Origin of the sequence: Leclercia sp. GLN_9, assembly GCF_043105735.1 — a bacterium.
GTDB lineage: Bacteria > Pseudomonadota > Gammaproteobacteria > Enterobacterales > Enterobacteriaceae > Enterobacter > Enterobacter adecarboxylatus.
Genome location: NZ_JBICLV010000042.1, coordinates 1 through 15,061, shown reverse-complemented (window position 1 = coordinate 15,061; position 15,061 = coordinate 1). Strand labels below are relative to the sequence as shown.

Here is a 15,061-nt window from a genome sequence, read left to right as displayed (position 1 = left end):
CTCCTTAGTCGCCAAGGCCAGCCGGGTTAACTTCGGAACTCGGGATACGCTCCACGCCTTCACCCCAGCGGTTCAGCACCTTGTCGTAGTCGCCGTTCTTGATTACGCCGTTGAGGGCGGTCTGCACCGGCTCCGCCAGGCCGCTGCCTTTCTTCAGGGTCACGGCGATGTGCGCCGCTTTCGGCCAGCCGCCATCCACGCTGCCCACCAGCTTCGTTTTGCCGTTGAGGGCCGCTTTCCATGCGCCTATCACATTCGGACCAAAGTAGGCGTCAGCCCGACCGGACTGTAGCGCCAGGGTCTGGGCGGCATCGTCTTTGGTGTAGATCGGGGTGAAGGGCTTCAGCCCCTTCTTTCGGTTTTCCGCATCCCACGCCAGCAGGATCGCCTCCTGGTTGGTGCCGGAACCCACGATAATGCGCAGCCCGGCGATGTCTTCCGCCGTCTCCAGTTTCTTGATCGGGCTGGAGGATTTCACGTAGAAGCCCAGCGAATCCTTCCGGTAGGTGGCGAAATCGAACTTCTCTTTACGCTCTTTGGTCACGGTGATGTTGCTGATCGCCGCGTCATATTTCCCGGAGGTCACCCCCAGCGGCCAGTCCTCCCAGGAGGTGGGCACCACGTTCAGCTCCAGCCCGAGGCTATCCGCCACCAGGCGGGCAATGTCAGCCTCGCTGCCGATCAGGGTTTTGTTGTCATCGGCAAACACCGTCAGCGGCGGCTGGCTCAACCCGGCAATCGCCACGGTGAATTTCCCCGGCACCACCGGCTTAAAGCTGGCGGGCAGCTGGGCGATGGCCTGCGGGTTTTTGGCGGTGTTGATCGGCGTTTTGTTAGCCTCAAGGCTGACCCCGGTGCCGTTAATATTGACGTTCTCTGCCCAGACGGCTGGGGTAAAGGCCAGCGCGAGCGCCAGAATAAGCGATGATTTTTGCATGGCAGGTTCTCTTATTGTTGTGTGAACTGATTGGCGGGTTGCTCTAATCCCAGGCTCTCACGCAGCGTGGTGCCGGGGTATTCGGTGCGGGACAGACCGCGCGCCTGCAACAGCGGTACCACCTGGTCAACGAAACGCGGGAAGGTATCCGGGGTGCCGCCCTGGATGATGAAACCATCCGCGGCATAGCCTTCAAACCACTGCTGCAGACCGTCCGCCACCTGTTCCGGGGTGCCCGAAAAACGTGGGCGCGGCGAGGCGGCTTCCAGCGCCACCTGGCGCAGGGTTAAGTTGCGCTCCCGGGCGTTGCGCTTGATCTCATCGGTAGTGCTGCGGAAGCTGTTTTTCCCCAGGTCGCCAATGTCCGGGAAGGGTTCATCCAGCGGGTACTGGCTGAAGTCATGGTGCTCAAAATAGCGGCCGAGATAGTTCAGGGCATCGTTGATGGAGACCAGCGCCGCCGTGGTCTGGTACTGCTGCTCCACGTCGTCGGCGTCCTTCCCGACGATCACGCTCACCCCCTGGAAGATGTGCAGCTCATCATTGCTTCGCCCATGCTGTTTCAGCTGGCTTTTCACGTCGTGCCAGAACGCCTGGGCTTCTTCGTAGGTGTCATGATGGGTAAAGATGGCGTCGGCATGTTTTGCCGCCAGCTTTTTGCCGTCCTCCGAGGCACCGGCCTGGAATACAATCGGTCTGCCCTGCGGCGTGCGGCCGATATTCAGCGGCCCGGCGACCTTAAAGAAATCGCCATGGTGATCGAGGGTGTGCAGCTTTTGCGGATCGAAGAACTGCCCGGTCTCTTTGTTGCGCACAAAGGCATCGCCCTCCCAGGAGTCCCACAGCCCTTTCACCACGTCGAGATATTCATCGGCGATGCGGTAACGCAGGGCGTGCTCCGGGTGCGTGTCGCGGGAGAAGTTCTTTGCCGATCCTTCCAGCGGCGAGGTCACCACATTCCAGCCCGCCCGGCCATTGCTCAGGTGATCGAGGCTGGCAAACTGGCGCGCCACGGTAAACGGCTCGCTGTATGAGGTGGACAGCGTTCCCACCAACCCCAGCCGTGAGGTGACGGTCGCCAGCGCCGACAGCACGGTCAGCGGCTCAAAGCGGTTGAGAAAATGCGGGATAGACTTTTCGTTGATGTAGAGGCCATCGGCGACAAAGATAAAGTCGAGTTTCCCCGCTTCGGCCTTCAGGGCCGTCTCTTTAACAAAATTGAAATTGATGCTGGCATCGGCAGGTGCCGCCGGATGACGCCAGGCCGACATGTTCCCGGAGGCGCCATGCAATATTGTGCCCAGTCGCAGCTGTCGTGTTGCGGACATATTCACTCCTTACCCTTAAAGTTGATTCAGTGCTTTTTCCGCAAGTCGGGCGAAATAGCGCGCGGCGGGTGCAATTAATGCCTCGTCCGGGTTAAAGGCCGGATGATGCAAACCATACTGACTGGCGCTGCCGATGCTGACGAAGGCCCCGGGGATCTGCTGCAAATAGACGGCGAAATCCTCCCCACCCATGTGCAGCTCGGCCTGCCGGGTTTCATAGCCGCTCTCGCTGGCCACCGAGGTGGCAAATTCCGCCCAGTTGGCGTCGTTGACCAGCGCTGTGGGTCCGGCATACCAGGTGATATCAATTTGCGCGTTGAAGGCGCTGGCAAACCCGGCGGCGATTTCAGCCACCCGGGCCTTCACGTTTTGCTGCACTTGTGTGCGATGCGTGCGCAAGGTGCCCTCCAGCTCGACGCTCTCGGGCAACACGTTCCAGGTATTGCCGCCGGTAATGCGCGTCACGCTCAGCACCACCGAGTCGAGGGTGTTGACGTTGCGGCTGGCAACGCTTTGCAGGGCGGTCACCAGCTGGCTGGCGAGCAGAATGGCGTCGTTGCCTTCATGTGGACGGGCGGCGTGCGCCCCTTTGCCGGTAATGCGGAACACGAAGCGATCGACGTTGGCGTAAAAAGGGCCGCCGCGTGTGGCGAAACTGCCCACCGGCAGACCGGGTTCGTTATGCATGCCGAAGATGGCGCTGACGTCGCGCAAAGCCCCGGCGCGCACCAGGCTTTTGGCACCGCCGAAGTTCTCTTCCGCAGGCTGGAACAGGATCCGCACCCGGCCATTAAGTGAGGCCTCCCGCGCTTTCAGCGTTAAGGCCGCGCCGAGGATCACGCTGGTATGGATGTCATGGCCGCAGGCATGCATCACGCCAGGACGTTGAGAAGTAAAGGCCACGCCGCTGCGCTCCTCAATCGGCAAGGCGTCGATATCGGCGCGCAGGGCAATCTGTTTGTCGCCCTTGCCCACTTCCGCAACCACCCCTGTTGCCAGGTCATAAGGCAGGACGGTGATCCCGGCCTCCCCCAGCCACTGGCGCAGGCGGGCGGTGGTTTGCACCTCTTCGCCGGAGAGTTCAGGGTTCTGGTGCAGCTCGCGACGCCAGGCGATCAGCTGTTGTTCGAGGCTCATACCGCCACCTCCCGCGATTCCCGGGCCTCGGCCAGCAGGCGCAGAGATTGCACCCGGGCAGCCCCGTCAGCCACCGGGGTATCAATGATGAACTCATCAATGCCCCACTGCTGATGCAGCGCCTCCAGTTGCCCGAGCACCGACTCCGCGGTGCCCACCAGCAGAGACTGGGCGCGGCGGGCGATGCGTAGCGGCTCGCTGCCTGCCTGACGGGCAAAGGCGTAAGCCTGCTCTTCGCTGGCGACCGTCACGCGCTGGCCATTGGTCAATTCTACGCCCCACACTTCGACAGATTTCGCCAGCGCCTCGGCCTGCGCCTGGGTCGGGGCGACGATGGCCTGCACCGCGATAATCACCTCTCTGAGGCTATGCTCGCGCCAGGTGCCGATCACGTCCCGCAGCAGTTCAGGATCGCCATTCAGATGAGCGGCGAAAACGAAGTCCCAGTCGAGGCTGGCAGCAAGGCGCGCGCTCTCCGCGCTGGCACCCAGCAGGAAGCCAGCCGCCGCCACCTGCGGTAACGGCGTGGCGCGAACCTCCTCGTCTGGTGAGCCCGGGGTGATCCAGCCCTTCAGCTGCGCCAGTTGGGCGGCAAAATCGCCCTTCTCCTGCTGGCTGAGGCCGATTTGAAGCGCCCGGGTTGAAAGCGGCAGACCGCCAGGCGCTTTGCCGACGCCCAGATCCACACGACCGGGGGCAATGGCGGCCAGCAGGTTGAAGTTTTCGGCGACTTTGTAGGGGCTGTAGTGTTGCAGCATTACCCCGCCGGAGCCGACGCGAATGCGTTTGGTCTGCCCTAGGATCCAGGCGATCAGCAGTTCGGGCGACGGGCTGGCCAGTTGCGGGGTGTTGTGGTGTTCGGCAATCCAGAAACGGTGATAACCCAGGGTTTCTGCCTGCTGCGCCAGGCTCAGCGTGCGTGCTAACGCATCGGCGGCCGTTTCGTTTTCTGCGACAGGACTTTTATCCAGAATGCTGATTCGCCATGACATGTTGCAATCTCGTTTGACTAAACATGTCGCCATTATTAAGGGGCGATTTCACCGCTGAGAAACAATTAATTTACATTTGGTTTGCCGGATTTCAGATATAAGGCGCCAGGTTAGCGCGAGGCACGAAGCTCTGCGATCAGCGCGTCAGCCTGATGACGGGAGGTGATACGCACGAAGCGAATATGGGCAAAGGCGGGGTTTTCCATGTCCGCTTCATAACGTGCGCGATTGCTGCGCCAGGTTTTCATCGTCCACAGCAGGATCGACTCGCGGCTGAAAAAGGAGCGCCGAAAACTTTCCCGGTTGCCGGTGCCGGGCCACAGCTCCTGTTGGGTCCAGGCGCGTTTTGCCGCCCGCGTCACCGCCTGGCGCAGGGTACGGACAAAGCCATAATCCACCCACACCACCAGATCGACGTTGCGCCATTTTACCGGACGGGTGCGGTTGTAGTTGCCGTCCAGCACCCAGCCAGGGCTGGCGTTGAGCACTGTTTCGAGCCTGGCGAACAGGAGGTGATCCGGGGTGCCCTGCCAGTCAGGCAGCCAGTACAGGGTGTCCATTTCGATATAAGGGAGCGCCAGTTCGGCGGCCATTCTGCGGGCCAGCGTACTCTTACCGCTGCCGCTGGTGCCAACAATATTGATTTTCATCACATTTCCTGCTGAGACGGAAAAACCGGGCCAACAATCATAATGTTTTATGAATGTTAATGAAACACGATATCGGCAGTCTGGTTTTTGCCACGGATTCATTATTTCCTTAATATTTACCTTAAGTCACATTAATTCCCGCCCGCGCTGTTTTTTATCCCACGCGCATTGCAATTTGATTACATAAGCACAGGTTAATACGAAAAAATAGTTAATTCCGGCGCTTTCTAATTCATTGAAGATTGTGGAGAATACGCCAGCCGTAATATTAAAGAATAAAACCTTAACCTTGCCTGACTCTTTTTCGGGCGGCTTCTCTTTTACTCAGACATCACCATGGAGTTATTCATGAGGCGTAACAATCACGTTACACAAAACGAGTATTTGCTTAACGAAGGTTCGACGCTAATGTCGACCACCACTATTCAGAGTCATATTACTTACGCCAACTCTGCCTTTATTGATGCCAGTGGTTATAAAGAAGAACACCTTATCGGTGAACCGCATAATGTGATTCGCCATCCTGATATGCCCGCGGAAGCCTTTGGCGATATGTGGTATACCCTGCAACAGGGCGAGAGCTGGACCGGGCTGGTTAAAAATCGCCGTCGCAACGGCGATCACTACTGGGTGCGGGCCAACGTTACGCCGGTCTACCAGAACGATACGCTCACCGGCTATATTTCGGTGCGTAATATTCCCGAGCGCCACGAAATTGATGCCAGTGAGGCGCTTTATCAGCGGGTGCGAAATAACGAAATAAAAGGCCATCGTTTTTATAAAGGCGTGCTGGTGCGTCGGGGAATACTCTCTTTTCTTTCAATATTCAAACGGCTCAGCACCGCGAAGCGGGTTAATTACTCCGTTGGTATTACCGCCCTGCTCGCCCTGGCGCTTCCTTTATTACTTCCGGGCGGGGTAATACAGGCTGGTGGCCTGGCGCTGCTGTTTATTTTGCTGGCGTTATTTCTTAATGCCCAGATATGCCGACCGGTAACAACCATCGTCAAACAGATGCAGCGCGTGGTCTCGGGCCGCAAAACCGACTATACCCATTTCGATCGGGTCGATGAGATTGGCTTGATGATGCGGCTGGTCAATCAGTCCGGCTTAAACCTCAACTCGCTGGTGGATGATGTCGGGACGCAAATCAGCGGCATCCGCGAGATTAGCCAGCAGGTCGCCAAAGAAGGTGATGCCCTGCAGACCCGCTCGGAAGAAACTTCTGGGGATCTGCAGCAGACGGCCGCAGCGGTGGAAGAAATTGCCAGCGCGGTCAAACAGACCGCCCAGACGGCGGAAGAGGCGATCACGATGGCCGACCAGACCAGCGCCAGCGCGTACCGCGGCGAAGCAGTGTTGAAGCAGACCATCGACGTGATGCAGTCGGTGTCACGGGATAACGGCCAGATTGTCGATATCATCGCCGTAATCGACCGTATCGCCTTCCAGACCAATATTCTGGCCCTGAACGCCGCGGTGGAAGCCGCCCGTGCCGGAGAAGCTGGACGCGGTTTTGCCGTGGTCGCCGCCGAGGTGCGTAATCTGGCCCAACACTCTGCCTCTGCGGCAAAGGAGATCGCGTCACTTATCGAGAAAAACGTCGCCAGCGTTAACGCCGGGGTAAATATGGTCGAGCAGACCGAAACTCAGTTGACCGCCATGATGGGTAATGTGTTGAATATGTCGGCTCTGATTAAGGAGATCGGCCACGCAACCCAGGAACAGACTCAGGCGCTGTCCCTGATTAACGAGTCGATTTCACGTATCGGGGTGATGACCCATAACAACGCAGGGATGGTGGAGCACGTCACCCAGGCGGCAAATCATCTCACCCAGCGCACCACCCGCCTGCAACAGGCGATTGCGGTGTTCGGCGGCTAACGCCGCAGCAAAAATGGCTAACCCGGCGAAAAGGTCATATCTTTTTAAAGCGATAGTCGCTGCCGGGAGGCCTGGATGAAAGCAGATAAGAAGACCTTAGCTGTCTCGTTACTCGCCTGGGGCGCACTCTATTATCTGCTGGGCTGGATCTCGTTAAACCTTGACGGCCCGGAAAGCCGGGTGGCCTTTATCTGGCTGCCGTCGGGCGTGGCCGTCGCCGCCTTCCTGATCACCGCGCGAAAGCAGTGGCTCGCGCTGTTGCTCACCCTGTTCCTCGCCCGCCTGATGCTGGGGCTGACCTTTCACCATACGTTTCACGTCTCGCTGGTGCTGGCGCTGTTTTCCCTGACCAGCCACCTGGGCATCGCCTGGTGCGTGCAGCGGTTTTCCCGCGACTACGATCGGCTGCACCACATCGTCACCTGGGTGATCTCCACGATTGTTATCAGCGCCCTGGCCGCACTCGCGGGCGTAGGCTGGCTTTCCCTGCTGGCCGGGAACTGGCAAATGCAGTGGCTGTGGATCGCCTGGAGCGCCAACGTCACTGGCACGCTGTTTGTCACCCCGCCGCTGATGGGCCTGCTGTCACCGACGAATAAAGAGATGCGGCAAGCATCGTTACCCGGTGTTTGTCTGGTGTTCGCCGTGTTGCTGGCGACCCTGTGGATCTTCAGCGATGTGCCTGACCGCAGCGACAACATCGCCCTGATCTACGCTTTGGCCTGCCTGCCGTTGGTTCTGCTGACGGCCGCCACCGTTATCTGCAGTAATCGCCTGGCCTCGCTGGCGTTTATTCTCTTTAGCGCCGTGGTGCTCTATGCCTCCTGGCGCGAAACCGGCCCCTTCTATTTTGCCCGGCTGGCAGCGGAAGAGTCGGTTTTGCTGGCGCAGTCTTATCTTTCTGCCGCCGCCCTGCTGCTGGTGTTTATTCGCGCCCAGAAAACGCAGAGCACCGCGATGCGTCAAACCCGGACGATGGCGTACTCCCTTGATCCCGAAACGGGCCGCCTCGCCTGGGATCCCGATGCGGACCCTTCCCTTACTGCCGCCTTAGCCCCGGTTAACAGCCGGGACGCGCTGCTGGCGTGCCTACCCGATGCGCAACAGCAGGCCCGGATGGCCGCGCGCTGGCAGGCGGTCGCGAATGGCCAGCCTGTCGCTGAGACGTTTCATTTTACGCTGGCGATTCCCGGTCATTCGCCCATCACCTTAACAGAGCGAAATATGCTGATGATGACCGACAAAGATCGCCCGGTGATTGTCGCCTTCTGGACTGAAGACAAGGGAAGCCTGTTTAACCCAGCGCCGCAGGAGGAAGGTTAACCATGCTGCAGATCGCTTTTTTACTCGCCGGGGCGACATTTGTCCGCAAAGCGGCCCCCTTTTTTATGGTGGCAGGGTTGCTCTGGGGCGGGCTGGGGCTGGCCATTTTTCTTGATGGTTTGCAGGGCGGGCTGCACTTCCCCCTGCACGTTTTTGGTCTGTTTTTGCTGCTCGACAGCCTGGTGTCGCTGGCGCTCGGCTCCGCGGCCAAAGGCACTCAGCGGGGGATTTTTTACTTTAAGGGCGGCGTATTTCTGCTGATCGCCATTCTGATTTTATCGGGTCGCCATGACGGTACCCTTGTGCTGGCCATCGTGTTTGGGATTGCGTATTTCATTACCGGCCTGTTTACCATCGCCTCTGCGGTGGTGGTACGCTTCACCCACTGGCGTCGCGCCCTGCTGTCCGGGGTGTTGCAAATCCTGTTTGCCATTTTCCTGTTCCTGCCTTTTCCGACAGAACATGACGGCACCGTGTCGCAGTTTATCGGCATGGTGATGCTCACCGGCGGGGTGCATTCCGTGATCCTCTCCCTGCGGATGCGCCAGATCCGCCACGGCCGCTCGGTGTTCGATATTCTCGCCCCGCAGACCCTGATGATCGGCCCGCGTGAGGCCCTGCCGCAGGATGTACAGCGCATGCCAGGGGATCAACTGATCGTCCACGTCTGGACCCCGGAAGGGTCCGCTAAACAACAGACGCTCCCGCGCCCGGTGATCAACCGCTACATCGCTGCCGTCGATGCCAACGGGGTGATCTCCACCGGTCATGCGGCGCTGGAAGTCCCGCCGACGCTCTATATCAGCCTCTACCCGGCGGCCGAGATCGACCGTTCGCCGTCGGAGTTTTTTAACCTGCTGAAGGCGGTGGAAGCTAATACGGTGGCGGGCAAGTATCAACCGGACTACCGCTTTGAAGCCAATATGTGGTGCGAGTCCGACCGCAAAATCCACTTCTCCACCTTCAATGCGGCCTCATTGACCAGCTTCTGGACGCAATACCGACAAACCGAAACCTACAACCTGACCTGGCGCAACTGTTCCAGCAGCGTGGCCTACGCCCTGGAAGCCGCTCTGGACGGTGCGCTGAAAGAGCGCTGCTCCCGGGGCGGCTTTATGCGACTGCTATTTATCCCTGAGTTATGGATTGCCGCGCAGCTGCGTAAGCGCGCCACCAACATGGCCTGGACGCCCGGGCTGGTGCTGGACTATACCCGGGCGCTGCATGCGGTGGTTCACCCCACAGACGTGTCTCTGATCCACCTCCTCAAAAAGCGCTGGTTTACGGCTGCGGATACTGGTCGTCAGTGACCTTCTCCAGCCACGCCACCGGGCTGCCGTCCACCGCTTCCGCGATGGCGATGTGGGTCATCGCGGTTTGCGCGCAGGCACCGTGCCAGTGTTTGACGCCCGGGGGGATCCACGCGATATCACCCTGATTGAGCGCTTCTGCCTCTTTGCCCCACTCCTGCAGCCAGCCGCGCCCCTGGGTGACGATCAACGTTTGTCCCAGCGGGTGGGTATGCCATGCGGTACGCGCCCCCGGCTCAAAGGTAACGGTCGCCCCGCCCACTTTCGCCGGCTCGGTGGCCTGAAATGGCGCGTCGATGCGCACGGTGCCGGTAAACCAGGCCTCGGGGCCACGGACTGAGGGTAATGAACCACTGCGGATAATTTTCATGCTACCTCCTCGTTTGCTGTGGACTTAACAGTAGCCCAAGACCGGGGCGAGGATTAGACTGCATAATCAGAAAGGAACCATGAGCCAGATTCATATATCGGGAGCGCCGCGATGCTTAAGGATAATTTTAACGACCTGCTGTCATTTATGGTGGTCGCCCGGGAGCGCAGTTTCACCCGCGCAGCGGCCCAACTGGGCGTGTCGCAGTCTGCCCTCAGCCACGCCATGCGTAACCTTGAAGCACGTCTTGATATGCGCCTGCTGACCCGGACCACCCGCAGCGTGGTGCCCACCGAAGCGGGCGAACAGCTGTTTACGCGCCTCAGCCCGCACCTGCTGGAGATTGAACAGGAGCTAACCGCCCTGCGCGACATGCGCGACCAACCGGCAGGCAATATCCGTATTACTGCCGGAGAGCACGCCATGACTGCGGTCCTGTGGCCGGTGTTGAAACCCTTTATGCTTCAGTACCCGGATATCAATGTGGAAGTGACGGTGGATAACGGTCTGACGGACATCGTCGACGGGCGTTTCGATGCCGGAGTGCGCCTGGGCGAACAGGTGGCGAAGGATATGATTGCGGTGCGGATTGCCCCGGACATGCGGATGGCCGTTGTCGGCTCCCCTGGTTATTTCGCCCGGCACGGAGAGCCTCAAACCCCCGAGCAACTGGCCGATCATCGCTGCATTAATATGCGTCTGCCCACGCGCGGGGGTCTGTATGCCTGGGAGTTCACCCGTGAGGGGCGGGAGATCCGCGTGCGGGTGGACGGCCAGTTAACCCTGAATAACCTGCCTCAGCGCCTGGATGCCGCTGAGGCAGGTCTGGGTCTGGCTTACGTCCCGGAAGATACGGTCCAGGACGCTATCAGCCAGGGCCGACTGGTGCGGGTGCTGGAAGCATACTGCCCGGCGTTTGATGGCTACCGTCTTTACTACCCCAGCCGCCGCCAGCACACCACTGCCTTTTCCCTGCTGGTCGACGCGTTACGTCAAACGTAGTTTATTTCCCGACCCGGGCCTGCAAATGTTGCGGATAACGATCGCCTACCACGTCAATGTTCGCCAGCGTCTGGTTGATGTGGTTCAGCGCTTCCGGTGACAACGTCACGCCTGCCGCGCCGAGGTTCTCTTCCAGTCGGTGCATTTTTGTGGTGCCGGGGATCGGCACAATCCATGGCGCTTTCGCCAGCAGCCATGCGAGGGCCACTTGCGCAGGCGTCGCGCCCTGCTCTGCTGCCAGCTGCTGCACCACCTCTACCAACTGCTGGTTGGCTTGACGCGCGGCTTCACTAAAGCGCGGCACCTGGTTACGAAAATCACTGCTGTCAAAGGTCGTGCCAGCGTTAATCGTCCCGGTCAAAAAACCTTTCCCGAGCGGGCTGAACGGCACGAAGCCGATACTCAACTCTTGCAGCAGCGGCAGAATGGCCTGCTCCGGCTCGCGCCACCACAGGGAATATTCACTTTGCAAAGCGCTCACCGGATAGATCGCGTGGGCGCGGCGGATGGTTTCTACACCGGCTTCCGACAGGCCAAAGTGCTTCACTTTGCCTTCGGCAATCAGATCGGCAATGGTGCCCGCCACCTCTTCAATCGGCACATCAGGATCGACCCGATGCTGGTAATAGAGATCGATAACGTCCGTTTTCAGTCGTTTTAACGACCCTTCCACCGCCGCGCGGATATGTTCTGGTCGGCAGTTAAGCACCTGGCCGGGCTGTTCGCAATCAAACCCGAACTTCGTCGCAATCAACACCTGGTCACGCACCGGGGCCAGGGCTTCCCCCACGACATCCTCGTTGAGATACGGGCCATAGATCTCGGCGGTATCAAAGAAGGTCACGCCTTTATCCACCGCGGCACGAATCAGGGCGATGGCCTGCTGTTTATCCGTGGCCGGACCGTAGCCGTGGCTCAGTCCCATGCAGCCGAAGCCAAGCGCTGAGACCGTTAAGCCATTTTTACCCAGTTGTCGTTGTTGCATTTTTCACCTCAAGGGTCGTTGTCTGATCGTCCCTACTGTAGGCACATTTATTTATGCATACTACAGCCGACAAATGCTTGTGGTTATGAGCAGGATTCATAAATCGTGGCGGCGAAAAATTTAGTTCGATACATATCACTTTCACTCCGTTATTTTTTGCGTCGATCATTAATTGCAGGTAGGATGCTTCGCCATGTTTTTGCCTTATCCATACGCAGAATGACTGGAAAGGCAGCGCATTTCCGTGCATGAGCAATCGTTTGTATTGCGACCGCCGGGTACGGACATCATGAGAGTGATTTTGACAGGTAAACAGGTAACTCAATGAAAACAAGCAATAAAAGCGCAGCCGATCATCACGCTGCGAAACGTCGCTGGCTGAATGCCCACGAAGAGGGCTACCACAAGGCGATGGGCAACCGTCAGGTGCAGATGATCGCCATCGGCGGCGCTATCGGTACGGGGCTGTTTTTAGGTGCAGGCGCCCGTCTGCAAATGGCTGGCCCGGCCCTCGCACTGGTCTATCTGGTGTGCGGTATCTTCTCCTTCTTTATCCTGCGTGCCCTGGGCGAACTGGTTTTACACCGTCCCTCCAGCGGCAGCTTCGTCTCCTACGCCCGTGAGTTTCTCGGTGAAAAAGCGGCCTATGTTGCGGGCTGGATGTACTTCGTTAACTGGGCGATGACCGGGATCGTGGATATCACCGCGGTAGCGCTGTACATGCACTACTGGGGCGCGTTTGGCGATGTGCCGCAGTGGGTGTTTGCCCTTGGCGCGCTGGCGATTGTCGGCACCATGAACATGATTGGCGTGAAGTGGTTCGCCGAGATGGAGTTCTGGTTTGCACTGGTTAAGGTGCTGGCGATTGTCATCTTCCTGGTCGTCGGTACGGTGTTCCTCGGTAGCGGCAAACCGCTCGACGGCAACATGACCGGCTTCCACCTGATCACCGATAACGGCGGTTTCTTTCCGCACGGCCTGTTACCTGCGCTGGTATTGGTCCAGGGCGTGGTGTTCGCCTTTGCCTCCATCGAGCTGGTGGGGACGGCGGCGGGCGAATGTAAAGATCCAGAGAACATGGTGCCAAAAGCGATCAACAGCGTGATCTGGCGTATCGGCCTGTTCTATGTCGGCTCCGTCGTGCTGCTGGTGCTGCTCCTGCCGTGGAACGCCTATCAGGCGGGACAAAGCCCGTTCGTCACCTTCTTCTCGAAGCTCGGCGTGCCTTACGTAGGCAGCATCATGAACATCGTGGTGCTGACCGCGGCGCTCTCCAGCCTGAACTCCGGCCTGTACTCCACTGGCCGTATCCTGCGCTCCATGTCGATGGGCGGCTCTGCGCCGAAGTTTATGTCGAAGATGAGCAAGCAGCAGGTACCGTATGCGGGCATTCTGGCGACCCTGGTGGTCTACGTCTTTGGCGTGTTCCTGAACTATCTGGTGCCATCGCAGGTATTTGAGATCGTACTGAACGTGGCGGCACTGGGCATCATCGCCTCCTGGGCCTTTATCGTGGTGTGCCAGATGCGTCTGCGCAAAGCGATTAAAGCAGGCACCGCGGCGGAAGTGAGCTTCAAAATGCCGGGCGTACCGGTAACCTCCTGGCTGACCCTGCTGTTCCTGTTCAGCGTCCTGGTTCTGATGGCGTTCGACTACCCGAACGGCACCTATACCATCGCCACTATCCCTCTGCTGGCCGTCCTGCTGGTGGCTGGCTGGTTTGGCGTGCGTAAGCGCGTGCATGAGATCCACAGCACCGCGCCGAAACACCCGGACGATGAAAATCGGGACAGTCCGCTGGTAGAAGAGACGTCCAGATAAAAAACAAAACGGTCACTCAGGTGACCGTTTTTTATATGTGCTCCCCCCTTTTCCCGGCGGCGCTGCGCTTGCCCGGCCCTAACGGGCCTGCGCAGGAACCCGGGCAATCACCTTAATTTCGAAATCAAATCCAGCCAGCCAGGTTACGCCCACGGCTGTCCAGTTCGGGTATGGCGGATGGGGGAAAATGGCCTGTTTGACCTGCATGATGGTTGCAAACTGATTTTGCGGATCGGTATGGAAGGTGGTGACATCGATCAGATCATCAAACGTACACCCCGCCGCGGCCAGCGTCGCTTTCAGGTTATCGAACGCAAGTTGCACCTGAGCGGCAAAGTCCGGCTCCGGCGTGCCATCGGCGCGGCTGCCCACCTGGCCGGACACAAACAGTAAATCGCCGGAACGGATGGCGGCAGAATAACCGTGTTCTTCATAAAGAGCATGTCGGTTGGTGGGGAAAACCGGTTCGCGCTGGATCATAAGGTATCCTGTACATTATCAAGGGTGAAAAACGTAAAGCGCAGCGCATACGAATGCTTTAATATACGCGGCGTATGTCAAATTAATCACACATACGCCGCGTATGTCAAATGAAGATGGAGAACCTATGGTTGTTAAACGCCGCAGCGAAACGATGGAAGAGAACCGCGCAAAACTGCTTATGGCAGCGCGAAAAGCCTTTGCCGAGAAGGGCTTTGCCGCGGCATCCATGGATGAACTCACCGCCAGCGTGGGCCTTACCCGCGGGGCGCTCTACCACAATTTTGGCGATAAAAAGGGGCTTCTCGCCGCCGTTGTGGCCCAGATGGACGGCGAAATGGCGCAACAGGCAAAGGCTGAGGCCGCTGATGCGGGAGATGACTGGGAGAAACTGTTAGCGGAAGGCGTCGCCTATATCAAAATGGCGCTCGACCCTGAAGTGCGACGAATCGTTCTGCTTGATGGTCCGGCGTTTCTGGGCGATCCCGCTCAATGGCCGGGGCAGTTGAGCTGCCTTGAATCCACCCGCCAGACCCTTACCCAACTGCTCGAACGCGGCGTGATCAAAGCCGTGGACGCTGACGCCGCGGCCTATATGTTAAACAGCGCCGCCATGAATGCCGCACTTTGGATAGCAGCCAGCCCGGACCCGCAGAAGGCGCTACCGGCGATCATTGCGGTGTTCACGGAGCTGGCAAGCGGCCTGTGCCAGCGTCCGCAATAACATGAGTGTATATCGGCACTCTTTGCCCGGCGGCAGGCGGTCCTGGCCCTCTCCCTAACCCACCGGGCTGAAAGATCCCCAGTAATTTTACTGCCCTCAAAGCAATAAAATCATCACA

The 15,061-nt window shown here is 58.9% G+C and carries 12 protein-coding genes and 1 pseudogene; 6 read left to right on the top strand and 7 right to left on the bottom strand.

Going from position 1 to position 15,061, the window contains the following annotated elements; all coding sequences use genetic code 11:
- Positions 1-4 precede the first annotated feature (4 nt).
- The 4 genes and pseudogenes from ACF8PE_RS21360 to ACF8PE_RS21345 form a co-directional block, all read right to left on the bottom strand.
- A pseudogene (locus ACF8PE_RS21360) lies at positions 5-2,265 on the bottom strand (NtaA/DmoA family FMN-dependent monooxygenase).
- 15 nt (positions 2,266-2,280) lie between these two features.
- Complete coding sequence (locus ACF8PE_RS21355) at positions 2,281-3,402, bottom strand: amidohydrolase (RefSeq protein WP_223610543.1); 1,122 nt, start codon at positions 3,400-3,402, stop codon at positions 2,281-2,283.
- On the bottom strand, positions 3,399-4,394 hold the full coding sequence (locus ACF8PE_RS21350) for an LLM class flavin-dependent oxidoreductase (RefSeq protein WP_144837994.1): 996 nt from the start codon (positions 4,392-4,394) through the stop codon (positions 3,399-3,401). The genes ACF8PE_RS21355 and ACF8PE_RS21350 overlap by 4 nt, the downstream gene beginning before the upstream one ends.
- A 110-nt stretch (positions 4,395-4,504) precedes the next feature.
- Complete coding sequence (locus ACF8PE_RS21345; RefSeq protein ID WP_032618159.1) at positions 4,505-5,044, bottom strand: (d)CMP kinase; 540 nt, start codon at positions 5,042-5,044, stop codon at positions 4,505-4,507.
- A gap of 348 nt (positions 5,045-5,392) precedes the next feature.
- Between ACF8PE_RS21345 and ACF8PE_RS21340 the strand changes: the two genes are divergently transcribed.
- The 3 genes from ACF8PE_RS21340 (at position 5,393) to ACF8PE_RS21330 (ending at position 9,561) form a co-directional block, all read left to right on the top strand.
- A complete protein-coding gene (locus tag ACF8PE_RS21340; protein WP_032618158.1) occupies positions 5,393-6,928 on the top strand; it encodes a methyl-accepting chemotaxis protein in 1,536 nt (511 codons plus the stop codon).
- 75 nt (positions 6,929-7,003) lie between these two features.
- The gene (locus ACF8PE_RS21335; RefSeq protein WP_392495249.1) at positions 7,004-8,251 is read left to right on the top strand and encodes an MASE1 domain-containing protein; all 1,248 of its coding nucleotides are present in this window, start codon (positions 7,004-7,006) and stop codon (positions 8,249-8,251) included.
- A 2-nt stretch (positions 8,252-8,253) separates the two neighbouring features.
- Positions 8,254-9,561: an MFS transporter gene (locus ACF8PE_RS21330; RefSeq protein WP_279869655.1), complete on the top strand. Its 1,308-nt coding sequence runs from the start codon at positions 8,254-8,256 to the stop codon at positions 9,559-9,561.
- Here the strand turns inward: ACF8PE_RS21330 and ACF8PE_RS21325 are convergent.
- The gene (locus ACF8PE_RS21325) at positions 9,533-9,931 is read right to left on the bottom strand and encodes a cupin domain-containing protein (protein WP_117386476.1); all 399 of its coding nucleotides are present in this window, start codon (positions 9,929-9,931) and stop codon (positions 9,533-9,535) included. The two genes, ACF8PE_RS21330 and ACF8PE_RS21325, sit on opposite strands and share 29 nt — an antisense overlap.
- 111 nt (positions 9,932-10,042) lie before the next feature.
- Here ACF8PE_RS21325 and ACF8PE_RS21320 point away from each other — a divergent pair, with 111 nt between their 5' ends.
- Entirely contained in the window at positions 10,043-10,933 is an 891-nt protein-coding gene (locus ACF8PE_RS21320; RefSeq protein ID WP_103792312.1) for a LysR family transcriptional regulator, read from the top strand.
- A 1-nt stretch (position 10,934) separates the two neighbouring features.
- Here the strand turns inward: ACF8PE_RS21320 and ACF8PE_RS21315 are convergent, their stop codons facing one another.
- A complete protein-coding gene (locus tag ACF8PE_RS21315) occupies positions 10,935-11,918 on the bottom strand; it encodes an aldo/keto reductase (protein WP_392495248.1) in 984 nt (327 codons plus the stop codon).
- A gap of 324 nt (positions 11,919-12,242) precedes the next feature.
- On the opposite strand from ACF8PE_RS21315, the gene ansP reads away from it, so the two are divergent.
- Positions 12,243-13,739 (top strand): L-asparagine permease, encoded by a 1,497-nt coding sequence (gene ansP / locus ACF8PE_RS21310; protein ID WP_392495247.1) that lies wholly within the window; start codon positions 12,243-12,245, stop codon positions 13,737-13,739.
- A 78-nt stretch (positions 13,740-13,817) separates the two neighbouring features.
- Here ansP and ACF8PE_RS21305 read toward each other — a convergent pair whose 3' ends face one another.
- Positions 13,818-14,219 (bottom strand): RidA family protein, encoded by a 402-nt coding sequence (locus ACF8PE_RS21305; protein ID WP_392495246.1) that lies wholly within the window; start codon positions 14,217-14,219, stop codon positions 13,818-13,820.
- Between the two features lie 127 nt (positions 14,220-14,346).
- Between ACF8PE_RS21305 and ACF8PE_RS21300 the strand changes: the two genes are divergently transcribed.
- Positions 14,347-14,943 carry a TetR/AcrR family transcriptional regulator gene (locus tag ACF8PE_RS21300; protein ID WP_059307867.1) on the top strand — a complete coding sequence of 199 codons (597 nt, stop codon included), beginning with the start codon at positions 14,347-14,349 and terminating at the stop codon, positions 14,941-14,943.
- Positions 14,944-15,061 lie beyond the last annotated feature (118 nt).